Below are 16308 nucleotides of genomic sequence, written 5' to 3' on the forward strand. Positions count from 1 at the left end.
GGTGAGGCGCATGCCCGACACCCCCACCCCACCCGTGCTCCTCGGCAACCAGCCGGGCTCGTTCCCCCACAGTGTGCTGGCCGAGCGGCACCCCGCGATCATCCGGCAGGTCCGCGAGGCCTTCCCCTACGAACCCGGGCAGCACCGCGCGCTCGACGACCTGCTGGCGAACTGCACCAAGGGCGAGATCGAACCGCTCCCCGCCGACGCGCACGACCGGGACCTCTGGGAGACCTGGGGGCTCGGCGAGTACACCGGCCGCTCCTGGTTCGACGTGCCGTGGCTGTGGTCCGAGAGCTGGTTCTACCGGCGACTGCTCCAGGCCGTCGGCTACTTCGGCCCGGGCCCCTGGCAGGGCATCGACCCCTTCCGCCCCTTCAAACTGGCCGAACTCGACTCCGCCGAGACCGACGAGGAGCTGGCCGCACTCGACGACCTCGCGAACCGGCCCGCCGGCGAACAGGCACAGGCCCTGCTGCACGGCTCCCTCTGGGGCAACCGGGCCGACCTCGGCTTCCGCCTCTCCGCCGAGGGCGCACGGGACGCGGACGCCGCCCCCGGCCTGGTGGCCGACGACAGCGACCGGCTCTGGTCCCTGCTCGGCGGCACCGGCACCGGCACCCTGTGCCTGGTCGCCGACAACGCGGGCCGCGAACTGGTGCCCGACCTGCTGCTCATCGCCCACCTCCTGGCCCACGGCCGTATCGGACGGGCGGTCCTGCACGTCAAGCCGTACCCCTACTACGTCTCCGACGCCACCACCGCCGACGTCGTCGACGCACTGCGCCGGCTGACCGGTGCCGGGGGAGCGGCCGCCGACCACGGACGGCACCTGTGGTCGGCCCTGGCCGACGGCCGCCTCATCCTGCGCGCCCACCCCTTCTCCAGCGCCCCGCTGCCGTACGAGGAGATGCCCGGCGACCTGCGCGCCGAGTTCGCCTCGGCCACGCTCACCCTCGTCAAGGGCGACCTCAACTACCGCCGCCTGGTGGGCGACCGGCTCTGGGCCCCGACGACACCCTTCACGGACGTCACCGCGTACTTCCCCGGCCCGGTCGCCGCCCTGCGCACCCTGAAGTCCGATGTGATCACCGGCCTCGACCGCCGTACGGAAGCCGAACTGGTCGCGGCGGAGGACCAGCGCTGGCGCACCAGCGGCACACACGCGCTGATCCAGGTGAGGGTTTCCGGCTAGGTCACGCCACCTCCAAAGCGCCTGCTTTCACGTTCGATTCACGCGATGGTGTGATCATGTCCCGCCCCGCGGATGCCGCCGCGGGGTGCCGGGTAGGGCCCGGCCATGACGCAGCCGTTCGAACTCCCGCACTTCTACATGCCGCACCCCGCGCGGCTGAACCCCCATCTCGACGAGGCCCGCGCCCACTCGAGCGAGTGGGCGCGCGAGATGGGCATGCTGGAGGGATCCGGCGTCTGGGAGCAGGCCGACCTCGACGCGCACGACTACGGCCTGCTCTGCGCCTACACCCACCCCGACTGCGACGGCCCGGCCCTCTCCCTCATCACCGACTGGTACGTGTGGGTCTTCTTCTTCGACGACCACTTCCTCGAGATGTACAAGCGCAGCCAGGACCGCCTCGCCGGCAAGGCCCATCTGGACCGGCTGCCGCTGTTCATGCCGCTGGACCTCTCGACTCCCGTACCCGAACCGGAGAACCCCGTCGAGGCGGGCCTCGCCGATCTGTGGGCGCGCACGGTGCCGAAGATGTCGGAGGACTGGCGCCGCCGTTTCGCCGTGGCCACCGAGCACCTTCTGAACGAGTCCATGTGGGAGCTGTCCAACATCAACGAGGGGCGGATCTCCAACCCCGTCGAGTACATCGAGATGCGCCGCAAGGTGGGCGGCGCCCCCTGGTCGGCGGGGCTCGTGGAGTACGCGACCGCCGAAGTGCCCGCCCTCGTCGCCGGGTCGAGGCCGCTGCGGGTGCTGATGGAGACCTTCTCCGACGCCGTGCATCTGCGCAACGACCTGTTCTCCTACCAGCGGGAGGTCGAGGACGAGGGCGAGCTCAGCAACGGCGTGCTCGTCCTGGAGACCTTCTTCGGCTGCACCACCCAGGAGGCCGCCGACACCGTCAACGACGTCCTCACCTCCCGCCTCCACCAGTTCGAGCACACGGCGTTCACCGAAGTGCCCGCGGTGGCCCTGGACAAGGGCCTCACCCCGGACGAGGTCGCGGCCGTCGCGGCGTACACCAAGGGGCTGCAGGACTGGCAGTCCGGCGGCCACGAGTGGCACATGCGCTCCAGCCGCTACATGAACGAGAACGCGCGCGGCGGCAACCCCTGGCCGGGCTGCAGCGGCATGGGCACCTCCGCCGCCGACGTCCGCTCCCTGCTCGCCTCCGCCGGCGCGGAGCGGCGCCTGCGCTCCTACACGCATGTGCCGTACCAGAAGGTCGGGCCGTCCCGGATCCCCGACATCCGCATGCCGTTCCCGCTGGGACTCAGCCCGCACCTCGACAACGCCCGCCAAAATCTGGGCCACTGGACGGACCGCATGGGCATCCTCGCCGAGGGCGTCTGGGACGAGGACAAACTCAGGGCCTACGATCTCGCGCTCTGCTCGGCGGGCATCGACCCCGACGCCACACCGGAGGCCCTCGACCTCAGCGCGCAGTGGCTCGCCTGGGGCACCTACGGCGACGACTACTACCCGCTGGTCTACGGCCACCGCCGCGACCTGGCCGCCGCCCGGCTGACCACGGCCCGCCTGTCCGACTGCATGCCGGTCGCCGGCGAGACGCCGCCGGTCCCGGTCAACGCCATGGAGCGGGGCCTGGTCGACCTGTGGCTGCGCACCACCGCGGACATGACGCCCGAGGCGCGGCGCACCCTGAAGGACGCGGTGAACGTCATGACCGAGAGCTGGGTCTGGGAGCTGTCCAACCAGATGCAGAACCGCGTCCCCGACCCGGTCGACTACCTGGAGATGCGCCGCGCGACCTTCGGCTCCGACCTCACCCTCAGCCTGTGCCGGATGGGGCACGGCCCGGCCGTCCCGCCCGAGGTCTACCGCAGCGGCCCGGTCCGCTCCCTGGAGAACGCCGCGATCGACTTCGCGTGCCTGATCAACGACGTCTTCTCGTACCAGAAGGAGATCGAGTACGAGGGCGAGATCCACAACGCGATCCTCGTCGTGCAGTCCTTCTTCGGCTGCGACTACCCGGCCGCGCTCGGCATCGTGCACGACCTGATGAGCCAGCGCATGCGGCAGTTCGAGCACGTGGTCGAGCATGAACTGCCGGTCCTCTACGAGGACGTCCAGCTCTCGGAGGAGGCGCGCGCCATCATGGGGGAGTACGTGACGGACCTGCGGAACTGGCTGGCCGGAATCCTGAACTGGCACCGTGAGGTGGACCGCTACAAGGCCCCCTGGCTGGCCCGGCGCGCCCACGGCTTCCTCCCGGACCGGGCCCCCGCCGTGCCCGTACCCGCACTCGGCTGAGACGGCGTTTTCCGGCCGGATCGACTCGGAACGGGACATCATGGAACCCCCGGTGGTGCGCCGGGGGTCTTCCTGTGTGAGGGGAACAGACAACGCACCACACGGGGGTTTCCACCTTGACCGACATCATCGAAAGGCCCGCCGGCATCACCGAGGAGGCGGGGCATCAGGCGCAGGCACCCGCACCGGCCGAACTGACGCCGTACGTCGCGCCGCTGCCCGTCCCGCCCGTCCTGCGTCCCGCCTCCGGCGACGTCCTGCGCGAGACCGAGATCGCCCTGCGCCCGGCCTGGGTGCGCCTGCACCCGCAGCTCCCGCCGACCCTGATGTGGGGCTACGACGGCCAGGTGCCGGGCCCGACCATCGAGGTCCGGCGCGGGCAGCGCGTGCGCATCGCCTGGACCAACCGCATTCCCCGGGACAGCGAGTACCCGGTGACCTCCGTCGAGGTGAAACTGCGCCGGGACGGCCGCCCGCAGTCCAGCACCGAACCCGGACGCGACGGAGCCGAGCCGAACAAGGACGTCGCGGCCCTGCCCGCCTGGTCCGTGACCCATCTGCACGGCGCCCAGACGGGCGGCGGCAACGACGGCTGGGCCGACAACGCGGTCGCCTACGGCGACGCCCAGCTCTCCGAGTACCCGAACGACCACCAGGCGGTGCAGTGGTGGTACCACGACCACGCCATGAACATCACCCGGTGGAACGTGATGGCGGGCCTGTACGGCACCTACCTCGTGCGGGACGACGAGGAGGACGCCCTTCATCTCCCGTCCGGGGAGCGGGAGATCCCGCTGCTCCTCGCCGACCGCAACCTCGACACGGACGAGGACGGCCGCCTCAACGGCCGGCTGCTGCACAAGACGGTCGTCGTCCAGGACAAGAACCCGGAGACGGGCAAGCCGGTGTCCATCCCGTTCACCGGCCCGTACACCACGGTCAACGGCCGGATCTGGCCGTACGCCGAAGCCGACGCGGGCTGGTACCGGTTCCGGCTGGTCAACGCCTCCAACGCGCGCATCTACGACCTCGTCCTCGTCGACGAGGAGAACAACCCGGTCCCGGGTGTGCTCCACCAGATCGGCAGCGACGGCGGGCTGCTGCCGCGCCCCGTTCCGGTCGACTTCGACGAGACCCTGCCGACGCTGACGGCGGCCCCGGCCGAGCGCTTCGACCTGCTGGCCGACTTCCGGGGGCTCGAGGGCCGGACGCTGCGGCTCGTCAACAAGGGCCGCAATCAGCCGCTCGGAGTGCCGGACCCGGCGGGCGACGTGCCGTATCCGGCCGTCATGGAGTTCCGGGTCGGGGAGACCTGCGAGCCGGACACCTTCGAACTGCCCACGGTGCTCTCCGGCTCCTTCCGCCGTCTCACCCACGATGTCGGGCACGGCCACCGCCTGGTCGTCCTCACCCCGCCCGCCACGAAGGGTGCGGGCGGCCACCCCGAGATGTGGGAGATGGCCGAGGTCGAGCACCCGGGCGACATCCAGGTCCCCACGGACGGCGTCATCCAGATCACCGGCCCGGACGACAGGACCAGGACCTACCGGCGCACGGCACGGACGTTCAACGACGCCCTCGGCTACACCATCGCCGAGGGCAGCCACGAGCAGTGGAGCTTCCTCAACCTCGCGCCCATCGTCCACCCCATGCACATCCACCTGGCCGACTTCCAGCTCCTCGGCCGCGACGCGTACGACGTGTCGGGCTTCGACCCGGAGGTGGGCGGCACGCGGACGCCCATCCGGTACGACGCGGGCACACGGATCCCGCTCGCGCCCAACGAGGGCGGCTGGAAGGACGTCTTCCGGGTGCCCGGCAACCAGCTGCTGCGCGTCATGGGGAAGTTCGACGGCGCGCACGGCCGGTTCATGTACCACTGCCATCTGCTGGAGCACGAGGACATGGGCATGATGCGGCCCTTCGTCGTGATGCCCGCGCAGGTGCTGAGGTTCGACCACGGCGGGGCCCACGGCGGCCACGGGGAGGGTCACACGGGCTGACGGATCCCCGGCTCGCACCGCGCCCGGCACGCCGGGTGCGGTGCGAGCCGTGCCCTGGTTCCGGCCTCCCCGGCGGGGCGCATGGCCCCCACCGGCGCCGGTCAGTCTCACTCGTTCGTGGCTCGTCGCGTGCCGAGGTGCCGGGTAGAGCACCAGCCGTGATCGTTCCGCATCCGACGGAGGCGATCGGCACCATCCGGAGGCGAGCCATGGAACAGACCGCGCTGCGACCCAAGCCGATGCCCGGTCAGGAACCCGGCGCGGCGGTGCCGGCCACCGAGGCCGGTCCGGCCCGGCCGCGCCCGCGCGCCGCCCGGCGGCGCGGTCGACGCCTCGTCAAAGTGCTGTTCGCCGCTTTCCTGGGCGCGGTCCTCGTCCTCTCCGGTATCGGCCTCGGGACGGTGGGCGCCACGGTGACCGGCACGGGCGGAGTCCTCGACCCGCGAGGGTGGCACAAGCCGTCGCCCCCCGGCCCCTCGCCGGCCGCCGCCGCGTCCGTGCCCCCGGCCGTGACCCTCGGTGTGCAGGTCATGGACGCCGGGAAGCCGGGAGCCGTGGTCGTCGGGATCCATGTCCCGGGCCCGGGACACGCGGCGGGCCTGGAGCGCGGCGACCTGCTCCTCGTCTTCGGGACGACCCGCATCGACACGGCCGCCGACCTGGCCCGAGCCGTCGCCCGTGCCCGGCCCGGCTCCGAGGTCCGGCTGACGGTGCGGCACCGCGGCGGCGGCTACCAGCAGCTGACGGTCGTACCGGCCGTCGTCACGTGACCACCCGGAAGTGGCTCGTGAGCCGCCCCGTGTCGTCCAGGACATGGAAGGCGAGTCCGGGCGGCGCCTCCCGGTCCGCGACCTGATCGCCCTCCCAGGGCAGCCGCAGCGTCCACGTCACACCGGGGCCGACGATCAGCGGCCGCCCGGCGAACGAGGTGGCCGCAGGGGTGTGGGCGTGGCCGGTGATCAGGCCGGCGATCTCGGGCCTGCGGGCCAGCAGGCCGGCCAGCCGGTCGGGGTGACGCAGCCGGCAGGAGTCGGGCAGCCGGTGGTGCAGCGCCACCGGCGGGTGGTGGAAGGCGAGCAGGGCCGGAAGGCCGCCGTCGAGTTCGTCCAGGGTCGCCTCGATCCAGTCGTACGTCTCCTCGTCCAGCTCCCCGTCGTCGCTCCCCGGGACGCTGGAGTCGCACATCAGCACGGCGCCGTCGTCGAAGACCTGCACGCTGTTGACCGGCCCCTCGGCCCCGGGCAGGCCCAGCAGCGCCTTGCGATAGGGCGCGCGGCTGTCGTGGTTGCCCGGGCAGGTCAGCACGGGGAACGGGGCGTCGCCGTCGCGCAGCCCCAGCAGGCGGGCCGCCTCCTCGTACTCGGGCTCCGTGCCGTGGTCCGCGATGTCGCCGGTCACCAGCAGCGCGTCGACATGACCCGGCAGTTCCCGCAGCCGGTCGCGGACGCGCTCGGCGCGCTCCGTCGCCCGCGCGCTCCCGTCCAGGTGCAGATCGCTGATGTGTGCCAGTACGAGCACGGCCGCACGCCCCCTCGTTCGAACGACTGATGGATGCCCCTTAATGGGTGCAGCGAATCTAAGCATTAGATCTAACGGTGGGGAAATCCCCTGCCGTTAGCGGTGATGCTCAGATGAAGTCCGCAGACGGCTCGCGCCGCCCCCTCCGGCCGGGCAGGATGTCTGCCCGTAGCCCCTTCGCCCGTCCTGGGAGGCCCGGATGACCGGAAGCACGGCCGCGTCCTTCACCGCCGACGACTACAGGGCCCGCATGGAGCGCGCCGCGCGGACGGCCGCCGAGGCCGGTCTCGCGGGCCTGCTGGTGGCCCCGGGACCGGACCTGGTGTGGCTGACCGGGTACACGCCCCCGGCGGTGACCGAACGGCTCACCCTGCTGGTCCTCGCCGCCGGGCAGGACCCCGTCCTCGTCGTCCCCGCGCTGGAGGCCCCGGACGCGCACAAGGCGGCCGGCGCGTCCGCCCTGGCCCTGCGCGACTGGACCGACGGCAAGGATCCCTACGCCGCCACCGCCGCCCTGCTCGACGCCTCGGGCCGGTTCGGCATCAGCGACAACGCCTGGGCGCTGCACCTGCTGGCGTTGCGGCAGGCCATGCCCGGCAGCTCCTACACCTCGCTCACCGAGGCCCTGCCCATGCTGCGCGCCGTCAAGGACGCGGCCGAACTGGAGCTCATGGCGGCCGCGGGAGCCGCCGCCGACGCGACGTTCGAGGAGATCCGGAACGTCCCGTTCGCCGGCCGGCGGGAATCCGAGGTGGCCGCGGACCTCGACCGGCACCTGCGCCGGCACGGACACGAGCAGGTCGACTTCACCATCGTCGCCTCCGGCCCGAACGGCGCCAACCCGCACCACGAGGCGGGCGACCGCGTCATCGAACGCGGCGACATGGTCGTCCTCGACTTCGGCGGCCTGCGGAACGGCTACGGCTCCGACACCTCCCGCACGGTCCATGTCGGCGAACCCACCGACGAGGAACGCCGCGTGCACGACCTCGTGCGCACGGCCCAGGAGGCCGGCTTCCGCGCCGTGCGGCCGGGGGCCGGCTGCCAGGACGTCGACCGGGCCGCCCGCGCGGTCATCGCCGACGCCGGCTACGGCGAGTACTTCATCCACCGCACCGGACACGGCATCGGCGTCACCACCCACGAGCCGCCGTACATGATCGAGGGCGAGCTGCAGCCCCTCGTGCCCGGCATGTGCTTCTCCGTGGAACCCGGCGTCTACCTGCCGGGCCGGTTCGGCGTGCGCATCGAGGACATCGTGACCGTCACCGAGGACGGCGGGCGGCGCCTGAACACCACCTCCCGCGAGCTGGTCATAGTGGAGTGACGCCACCATGACCCCACCACGCCTCCCGAACGGCAACGGCGCGACCATGACCCAGGCACCGACACCCACCGCGGACACCGTCCGCCGGCTGGTCCTGTCCCTCCTCAAGGACGGAAAGGAGACCGGACAGGGCAGGGAAGGCACCGGCCCCGACGTCCGGCCCGCCACCCGGGGCGCCGAACCCGCCACCTGGTGGGTCGGCACCCGCCATGTGCTGCGTCTCGCCCCCGACCGTGAGGCCACCGTGCGCCAGCGCCGCGAACTGCGCCTGCGCGACCTCGTCCGCCCGCACATCCCGGTGGCGGTGCCGGCCAGCGTGGCGCACGGCGAGTGGGCGGCCGGGCTGACCTACACGCTGGACACCAAGGTGCCGGGCGGCTCGGGGCAGGAGCACGACGTGTCCGCCGTCGGCGAGGCCGACCTCGCGGCACTGCTCACGGGGCTGCGTGAGGTGCCGGTCCGGCAGGCCGAGACCCTCGGTGTGCCGCGCGCCGCGCCGCGCTCCCTGGAGGCGCTGCGCCGGGCCGCCGTACGCGCCGCCGAACACTGCGCCGACGCCGACGAGTTCGACGCCGCCCGTCTGCACCAGCTCACGCAGGCCGCCGCGGCCCAGCTCGCCGCCCAGTCCGGCTCGGCCGTCCTCACCCACCACGCCCTCACCGGCGGCCACCTCGTGGTCAGCGCCGACGGCCGGGTGCGCGGCGTCCTCGGCTGGGCCGGCGCGGTCGTCGGCGACCCGGCCGAGGACATCGCGGGCCTCGCGCTCGCCGTCGGCTCACCCGCCGCCGTACGCGCCGCCACCCTCGCCGGCTACGGCGCCCGGCCCTGTCTGCGCGGCCTGTGGCTCGCCCGCTGCGACACCGTCGTCCACCTCGCCGAGGCCCTCACGAGCGGGGACGGGGGCCGGCTCGCCGTGTCGCGGACGCGGCTGCGCCACGCCTGGGAGCCGATCCTGCTGGAACGCGTGACGGACCTGCGCGAGACGGACGACGACGCCCTGTAGCCGAGCGCCGTCGCGGGTGCGTCACTCCTGCAACAGCACCACACCCGACTCCCCGGGCAGCCGCACCACCCCGTCGGCCCCGGGCGTCTCGACCGGCTCCCACGCGGCCAGCACGCGCGCGTGCGGCACACCGAGCGACAGCTCCGCCGGTTCCGGCGCCAGGTTCACCGCCACGAGGACGTCCCCGCGCCGGAAGGCGATCCAGCGGCGCCGCTCGTCGCAGGCCACCTTGGTGTCGGCGAGGTCGGGGTCGGTCAGGTCGGGCTGCTCGTGGCGCAGGGCGAGGAGCCGCCGGTACCAGGCCAGCACGCGCGCGTGGGGCTCGCGTTCCGGTTCGGACCAGTCGAGGCAGGAGCGGTCCCGGGTCGCCGGATCCTGCGGGTCGGGCACGTCCTCCTCCTTCCAGCCGTGCGCCGCGAACTCCCGCCGCCTGCCCCGCCGTACGGCGTCCGCGAGCTCCGGGTCGGTGTGGTCGGTGAAGAACTGCCAGGGCGTGCCGGCCGCCCACTCCTCGCCCATGAAGAGCATCGGCGTGAACGGTGCCGTCAGCGTCAGCGTCGCCGCACAGGCCAGCAGCCCGGGGGAGAGCAGGGCCGAAAGCCGGTCCCCCTGGGCGCGGTTGCCGATCTGGTCGTGGGTCTGGCTGTAGCCGAGGAGCCGGTGCCCGGCCACGCGGTTGCGGTCCAGGGGGCGTCCGTGGTGCCGCTCGCGGAAGCTCGAGTACGTCCCGTCGTGGAACCAGCCGCCGCTGAGGGTCTTGGCGAGCCCGCCGAGGGGAGCGCGCGCGAAGTCGGCGTAGTAGCCCTGTGACTCGCCGGTCAGCGTGGTGTGCAGGGCGTGGTGGAAGTCGTCGTTCCACTGCGCGTGCAGCCCGAGGCCGCCCCCGGCGCGGGAGGTGATGAGCCGCGGGTCGTTCAGATCCGACTCGGCGACCAGGAACAGCGGCCGGCCCACCTCGGCGGCCAAAGCGTCCACCGCCGACGACAGTTCCTCCAGGAAGTGGCACGCGCGCGTGTCCACCAGCGCGTGCACCGCGTCCAGACGCAGCCCGTCGATCCGGTAGTCGCGCAGCCACGCCAGCGCGCTGCCGACGAGGAACGCGCGCACCTCGTCCGACCCGGGCGCGTCCAGGTTGACCGCGGCGCCCCAGGGCGTGTGGTGCGTGTCCGTGAGGTACGGCCCGAAGACGGGCAGGTAGTTCCCGGACGGACCGAAGTGGTTGTGCACCACGTCGAGGACCACGCCCAAGCCGAGTTCGTGGGCCCGGTCGACGAAGCGTTTCAGCGCCTCGGGCCCTCCGTACGGCTCGTGCACCGCCCACAGCGACACGCCCTCGTACCCCCAGCCGTGTGTGCCCGGGAAGGGGCACAGCGGCATCAGCTGCACATGCGTGACGCCCAGTTCGGCGAGATGACCGAGCCGCTCGGCGGCCGCGTCCAGGGTGCCCTCGCGGGTGTACGTCCCCACATGCAGCTCGTACAGCACCGCGCCGGGCAGCGGCCGCCCCGGCCACTTCGCGCGCCATGTGTACCGCTCGTGGTCGACGACCGCGCTCAGTCCGTCCGGGCCGTCCGGCTGCCGCCGCGAGCGCGGATCGGGCAGCACGGGCCCCTCGTCCAGCGCGAAGCCGTACCGGGAGCCGTCGCGCGCCTCGGCCTCGCCCCGCCACCACCCCGGCCGTTCCGGATCGCTCTCCAACGCGTGCGTGACGTCGTCGCACCGGAGCGTCACACGGCCGGCCTGTGGTGCCCACACCTCGAACTGCACGGACGGTTCCCCTTCGTCTGCTCACCGTGATGTAGCCCGTCCATGGTGCGTCAAACGAGATCAATCCGCTGGCGCATCCTCCCTTTTGCGGCAGGTGTCGCCGGGTACGCGCGCGTGGCGGCCGTTTTCCCGTTTTCTGGACAGCCCGGCCGCGCTGCCCGACAATCACCAGCGTGACGTCGTCCTTCGAGTTCAACACGTACCCCGCGCGGCTCTCCGACGTGGAGCGCGACAGGGCGCTGAAGGTGCTCCGTGACGGCGTCGCCATGGGCCGCCTGTCCCACGACACGTTCGTCCGGCGCATGGAGCTGGCGCTGGCCGCCCGCCGCCCGGACGAGCTCGCCGTGCTCACCGCCGACCTGCCCACGGAGAGCCGGCTCTCCCGGATGGTGTTCGGCACCGTCGAGGCGGTCTCCGGATTCTCCGTGCGGCTGCGCCGGGCCTGGCAGGCCGAGCGGCTGCCCAAGCTGCTGCTGCCCCACCCGGCGCAGGGCCATCCGCTGCGCATAGGCCGCGACCCCGCCAGCGGGCTGCGCCTGAACCACGAGACCGTCTCCCGCGTGCACGCCGAACTGCGCCACCAGGGCGGCATGTGGGTGCTGCGCGACCTCGGCTCCACCAACGGCACGACCGTGAACGGCCGGCGGGTCGTCGGCGCGGCCCTCGTCCGCGAGGGCGACCAGGTCGGCTTCGGGCAGATGACGTTCCGGCTGACCGGAGTCCGGCCGGCGTCCGGCTGACCTGAAACCGAGGCACGCCTCGGCGCCGGCCTGGGAGTTGTCGGTTGCCGGGCCGTCAGGGGTGGCTCAAATCCCGTTGCCGTCCGTGGTGTTGACGTACCCCTGAAGTCGTGACTCACTGTGCGTACGCCATCTACACCTGGTGAACCGACGGCACCGCCTTGGGGAGGTGTGCCCTGCCGCCCCTCCCGCGCTACCCGACCGTCGACGAACTGGGCGCACGGGCCGCCGCCCTCGTCGCCCGCCACCCCCGTGACGCCCGGCTGCGCCGGGTCGGCACGTCCCGCGCGGGCACCCCCATGCTGCTGCTCTCCGTCGGCCACGGCAGCCGCCAGGCCCTCGTCGTCGCCGGCCCGCACGCCAACGAACCCGTGGGCGGCGCCACCGTGCTGCGCCTGGCCGAGCGTGCCCTGGCCGACGCACGGCTCACCGAGGGCGCCGACGCCACCTGGAACCTGCTGCTGTGCCTGGACCCGGACGGGCTGCGCCGCAACGAGGGCTGGCTCACCGGCCCGTACACCCTCGGCCAGTACTTCCGGAACTTCTTCCGGCCCGGCTTCCTGGAACAGCCCGAATGGCTGCCCGACGGCGCGGCCGGCGCCGCCCTGCCCGAGACCCGTGCGCTGCTCGACGTCCAGGACGAGCTGCGCCCGTTCCTCCAGTGCTCCCTGCACGGCGTGGACATCGGCGGCGGCTTCGTCGAGCTCACCCGCGACCTGCCCGGTCTCGCCCCGCGCCTCGCCCACATCGCCGCGCGGCTCGGCGTCCCCCGCGAACTCGGCGCGTACGACGCCCTGTACTGGCCGGGCCTCGGACCCGCCGTCTACCGGATCCCGCCGCCTCGCCGGGCCGGCCTGGCCGCGGCCATCACGGAGGCGGCCGTCGAGTCGACGTGGTTCCACCCGCACCGGCACGGCACCGTCACCGCGGTCGTCGAGGCGCCCATGTGGGGCGTGGCGGCCGTGTCGGACGGCTCCCCGCCCGCCGACCGGGACACGGCGCTACGGGCCGTCAGCCGCGCCCTGCGCCACGACACGGGGCTCCTGCGGCACCTGCTGGCCCGGATCCGCCCGCACCTCGCCGTCGTGCCCGACGCGGCGCGCCTGCTCGCCCCGGTCGACGACTACCTACTGGTCTGCCCCGGCCTCGCCGACGCCTGGGACCCCGAGACCGGCGACGGCGCGGCCCACCCCCTCCCGCCCCTGACCACCGCCCACCTGGCCGCCCTGCGCATCTCCGGGCGGCGGCTGGTGCTGCGCACCGCGGGGCTGCTGCACCAGCTCGTGCGGGCGGCGGGCCGCGACCCGGCCGGGGCCCTGCCGGAGCTGGACCGGCTGATCGACGAGTGGTGCGCCGACTACCGCGACGGCTGCGGGGCGCGCTGGATACCGGTGGCACGCCAGGCGGAGTACCAGACACGCGTGGTGCTCTCCGCCTTCGAACTGGCCGCACGGCACACGCGCCCGTGCTCAAGTTCGGGCTCGGGCTCGGGCTCGAATTCTGGTTCGGGCTCAGGTTCGGCTGCGGCTGAGCCGGGGTGGGCGGCCGGGGCGGCGGTACCCATGCGGCGGGACTGAACGCCGCAGGGGCCTACGACGCTCCCTCGCGCGCGTGCAGCGCCGCCGCGACCACCGTGCGGGACTGGTGCTCGACCTGGTTCTCCAAAGGCACCCAGCGGGCGCGGAAACGTTCCGCGAAAGCGTCGCTCCAGGTCGCGACGAGCTCCTCGAGTTGCTTCGCCGCGCCGTCGTCGGTCCCGCGCAGCACCCGCAGCAGCATGGCCGCCGCCCGCAGCGGCACCCGCCGCACGAACGCGTCCACGCTGCCGACGTACGCCATGGTGCGGTCGGCGGGCGGGGTGTGGACCAGGTCGGAGGCCAGCCCCGGCACCAGCTCCAGACCCCACCTGGCGGCCCGCAGCAACGGCCCGTCCAGGTCCGCCAGCCGGGGCAGCGCGCCGTCGAGCACGCGCGTCACCTCCAGCGCGTCGCGCTGCAGCCGACCCGCGAGCCGGCCGATCGCAGCCGCCGGAGCCGGATGCGGAGCCGGGTCGTCCACCAGGTCGCTCGCCCACATAGGCACCTCGACCACCGCGGTCAGTCCGCCGTACCGATGGGCGTGGAACCAGGTGCTGTGCCGCGCGTCGTCCGGCAGGCTCGGGTACGCCGGACCGATCCCCGGCGCGGGCATCACATGCACCCCCGGCCCGGAGGCCGGCCAGCCCGCGGCGTCCGAGGCACCGGTCTCCACCGGGATGTGCAGCTCCGCCGCGGACTTGGCGAACGGCTCGGCCAGCCCGGGCACGTCCTTCGTCAGCTGCACCCAGCTGCCGCCCAGATCCGTGCCGTGCAGGGTCACCTGGAGGTAGGGCCGCAGCTCGTCGATGACGCCGGTCAGGGCCAGGGTCTCGGGCGGCAGCCGGTCGGGCGGCAGCACGGACGGGGCCCACTCCGGCTGCTCCGGGCCCGCGGGACGGAAGAAGCCGAGGTGGTAGTCGAACAGGCTGCGCGGCGCCGGCGTCACATGCAGGCTCGCCCCGTCGGGATCCGCGCACAGCAGGAAGTGCCAGGACATGCCGTCCCGTAACTCCCGCTCGGCCAGCACCCGCCGGGCGAGCGCGAGCAGGGTGCAGGAGCCGGTCGGCTCGTTGGCGTGGGCGCCGGCGACCACCAGTACGGCTCGGCGGGCGCGGCCCACGGACAGCAGGTGCAGAGGTCTGCCGGCTCGTGAGGCACCCACCTGCCTCAGGGTGCACACTCCGGGGCGGTGAGCAGTCAAGGCCCGGGCAGCAGAGACCAGTTCGGTCACCGTCGGGTAGCGCAGCTCCGGCAGGACACTCACCCCCGTCACATCCGCCCGAGTTCGCAGTCGCAGTACCCCACGGCCATGGTGCGGTGTCAAGAGCACGGCCGGGGAGCCTCCAGGGGGCGCCCGGAAGCACTGACGGCGGGTGTGCGGCAGGCGCCATGAACTGTGTGTGGTCCCTGCGGGTGGCGTGACGTCAGCGGCGCGGTGTCACTGCTGGTGGAGCCCGCGTCCGGCCAGGGTCAGGAACACCTCGCCGACCGCCTCCGACAGGGTCGGGTGCGGGTGGATGTGCCGGGCCACGTCGGACGGCTCGGCGTCCCAGCCGACGATCAGCTGGCTCTCGGCGATCATCTCCGACACGTGCGGACCCACCAGGTGCACGCCCAGCACGCGCCCGCCGCCGGCCTCGGTGACGACCTTCACGATGCCGCCCCGCCCGTGCACCATGCCCTTCGCGACGGCGGTCAGCGGCATGCTGCCGGCCACCACGTCGTGTCCACGCGCGCGTGCCTCGGCCTCGCTCAGCCCCACGGCCGCGGTCTGCGGCGACGAGTACGTGACGCGGGGCACGGCCGCGTAGTCCACGGGCGGGGACGGCACACCGGCCAGCGTCTCGGCCACCAGCAGCCCTTCCGCGAAGGACGCGTGGGCCAGTCCGAGCGACGGCGGCGGCAGCAGGTCGCCCACGACGTGGACGCCGGGCACGGCCGTCTCCAACCGGTCCCAGTCGGCCGGCACGACGAAACCCCGCCCGTCCGTGGTGAGGCCCGCGGCGGCCACGTCCAGGCCGTCGGTGACCGGGGCCCGCCCGACCGCCACCAGCAGCCGCTCGGCCCCGACCGTGACGGTCTCGCCCCGGGCGGTGCGCACGCGTGCGCGTACGCCGTCGTCGAGGACCTCGGCGTCCAGGAGCCGGGCGCCGGCCCGGACGTCGATGCCGCGCTTCTTCAGACCGCGGGTCAGATGACGGCTCACGTCGGCGTCCTCCAGCGGCACGATCCGGTCGGCGGCCTCGACCAGGGTGACCTCCGCGCCCAGGGAACGGTGGAACGAGGCGTACTCCACGCCGATCGCGCCGCCCCCGAGCACCAGCACGGACGCCGGGAGCCCGGGCGCGAAGAGGGCGTCGTCGCTTGTCACCACGCGCCGGCCGTCCGGCTCGAGCCCCGGGAGTGCGCGCGGGCGTGAGCCGGTCGCGAGCACAAGGCCGCGGCGGGCGGTGAAGACCTGCGCGCCCCGGTCCGCAGCATCATCCTCCACCCGCACCGAACGCGGCCCCGTCAGCCGGGCGCTGCCCCGCACCACCCGCACCCCCGCGTGCGCGAGATGGGCCTCCACCCCCCGGTGGTTGCGGGCCACGATGTCGTCCCGCGTGGCCACCAGCGCCGGCCAGTCGACGGCGTCCAGGGTCGCCTTCACACCCCAGCGCTCGCGTGCCTCGGCGATGCCGTCGACGAGTTCGGCCGCGTGCAGCATCGCCTTGCTCGGGACGCAGCCGCGGTGCAGACACGTCCCGCCGACCTTGTCCCGCTCGACGAGCACGACGTCGAGACCGAGGGCGGCGGCACGCAGGGCGGCGCTGTAACCGCCGGTGCCGCCGCCGATGACTATGACGTCCGATGAGTTGACGTCCGTTGAGTTCATGCCCTCAGCCTCGGCCCGTCCCTTGCCATGTG

12 protein-coding genes are annotated in these 16308 nt (G+C 73.4%); 8 read left to right on the top strand and 4 right to left on the bottom strand.

The features are described 5' to 3' along the window. Positions 1–10: 10 nt before the first annotated feature. From OHU35_RS33070 to OHU35_RS33085, 4 genes are all read left to right on the top strand, one after another. A complete protein-coding gene (locus OHU35_RS33070) occupies positions 11–1195 on the top strand; it encodes a damage-control phosphatase ARMT1 family protein (protein ID WP_189721558.1) in 1185 nt (394 codons plus the stop codon). Positions 1196–1300: 105 nt separating this feature from the next. Next, positions 1301–3466 (top strand): germacradienol/geosmin synthase Cyc2, encoded by a 2166-nt coding sequence (cyc2, locus tag OHU35_RS33075; protein ID WP_405507912.1) that lies wholly within the window; start codon positions 1301–1303, stop codon positions 3464–3466. Between the two features lie 116 nt (positions 3467–3582). Further along, positions 3583–5469: an O-aminophenol oxidase PhsA gene (gene phsA, locus OHU35_RS33080; RefSeq protein WP_229872765.1), complete on the top strand. Its 1887-nt coding sequence runs from the start codon at positions 3583–3585 to the stop codon at positions 5467–5469. 209 nt (positions 5470–5678) lie between these two features. Beyond that, positions 5679–6239, top strand: a complete 561-nt coding sequence (locus tag OHU35_RS33085) for a PDZ domain-containing protein (protein WP_189721556.1) — start codon at positions 5679–5681, stop codon at positions 6237–6239. Here OHU35_RS33085 and OHU35_RS33090 read toward each other — a convergent pair. Beyond that, positions 6232–6987, bottom strand: a complete 756-nt coding sequence (locus OHU35_RS33090) for a phosphodiesterase (protein WP_405507914.1) — start codon at positions 6985–6987, stop codon at positions 6232–6234. The genes OHU35_RS33085 and OHU35_RS33090 overlap by 8 nt on opposite strands. Before the next feature lie 199 nt (positions 6988–7186). On the opposite strand from OHU35_RS33090, the gene OHU35_RS33095 reads away from it, so the two are divergent. Both OHU35_RS33095 and OHU35_RS33100 read left to right on the top strand, forming a co-directional pair. Beyond that, entirely contained in the window at positions 7187–8314 is a 1128-nt protein-coding gene (locus OHU35_RS33095) for an aminopeptidase P family protein (RefSeq protein WP_405507916.1), read from the top strand. A 46-nt stretch (positions 8315–8360) separates the two neighbouring features. After that, complete coding sequence (locus tag OHU35_RS33100; RefSeq protein ID WP_189721911.1) at positions 8361–9317, top strand: aminoglycoside phosphotransferase family protein; 957 nt, start codon at positions 8361–8363, stop codon at positions 9315–9317. A 21-nt stretch (positions 9318–9338) separates the two neighbouring features. Here the strand turns inward: OHU35_RS33100 and treZ are convergent, their stop codons facing one another. Next, positions 9339–11084 (bottom strand): malto-oligosyltrehalose trehalohydrolase, encoded by a 1746-nt coding sequence (gene treZ / locus OHU35_RS33105; RefSeq protein ID WP_405507918.1) that lies wholly within the window; start codon positions 11082–11084, stop codon positions 9339–9341. 173 nt (positions 11085–11257) lie between these two features. Here treZ and OHU35_RS33110 point away from each other — a divergent pair, with 173 nt between their 5' ends. Further along, positions 11258–11824: a DUF1707 and FHA domain-containing protein gene (locus OHU35_RS33110; RefSeq protein WP_189721552.1), complete on the top strand. Its 567-nt coding sequence runs from the start codon at positions 11258–11260 to the stop codon at positions 11822–11824. A 161-nt stretch (positions 11825–11985) separates the two neighbouring features. Further along, a complete protein-coding gene (locus tag OHU35_RS33115) occupies positions 11986–13401 on the top strand; it encodes a M14 family zinc carboxypeptidase (protein ID WP_405507920.1) in 1416 nt (471 codons plus the stop codon). 13 nt (positions 13402–13414) lie between these two features. Here OHU35_RS33115 and OHU35_RS33120 read toward each other — a convergent pair whose 3' ends face one another. Beyond that, the gene (locus OHU35_RS33120) at positions 13415–14665 is read right to left on the bottom strand and encodes a M14 family zinc carboxypeptidase (RefSeq protein ID WP_189721550.1); all 1251 of its coding nucleotides are present in this window, start codon (positions 14663–14665) and stop codon (positions 13415–13417) included. Between the two features lie 174 nt (positions 14666–14839). Beyond that, positions 14840–16276: a dihydrolipoyl dehydrogenase gene (lpdA, locus tag OHU35_RS33125; RefSeq protein WP_359888419.1), complete on the bottom strand. Its 1437-nt coding sequence runs from the start codon at positions 16274–16276 to the stop codon at positions 14840–14842. Positions 16277–16308: the final 32 nt, after the last annotated feature.

Source organism: Streptomyces purpurascens, from assembly GCF_045040895.1.
Taxonomy (GTDB): Bacteria; Actinomycetota; Actinomycetes; order Streptomycetales; family Streptomycetaceae; genus Streptomyces; species Streptomyces purpurascens.

What these genes read in the sequence shown, in the direction of transcription:
- OHU35_RS33070 (WP_189721558.1), top strand. Translation starts at nt 11, where the DNA reads ATGCCCGACACCCCCACCCCACCCGTGCTCCTCGGCAACCAGCCGGGC.
- cyc2 (WP_405507912.1), top strand. Translation starts at nt 1,301, where the DNA reads ATGACGCAGCCGTTCGAACTCCCGCACTTCTACATGCCGCACCCCGCG.
- OHU35_RS33085 (WP_189721556.1), top strand. Translation starts at nt 5,679, where the DNA reads ATGGAACAGACCGCGCTGCGACCCAAGCCGATGCCCGGTCAGGAACCC.
- OHU35_RS33095 (WP_405507916.1), top strand. Translation starts at nt 7,187, where the DNA reads ATGACCGGAAGCACGGCCGCGTCCTTCACCGCCGACGACTACAGGGCC.
- OHU35_RS33100 (WP_189721911.1), top strand. Translation starts at nt 8,361, where the DNA reads ATGACCCAGGCACCGACACCCACCGCGGACACCGTCCGCCGGCTGGTC.
- lpdA (WP_359888419.1), bottom strand. Translation starts at nt 16,276, where the DNA reads ATGAACTCAACGGACGTCAACTCATCGGACGTCATAGTCATCGGCGGC.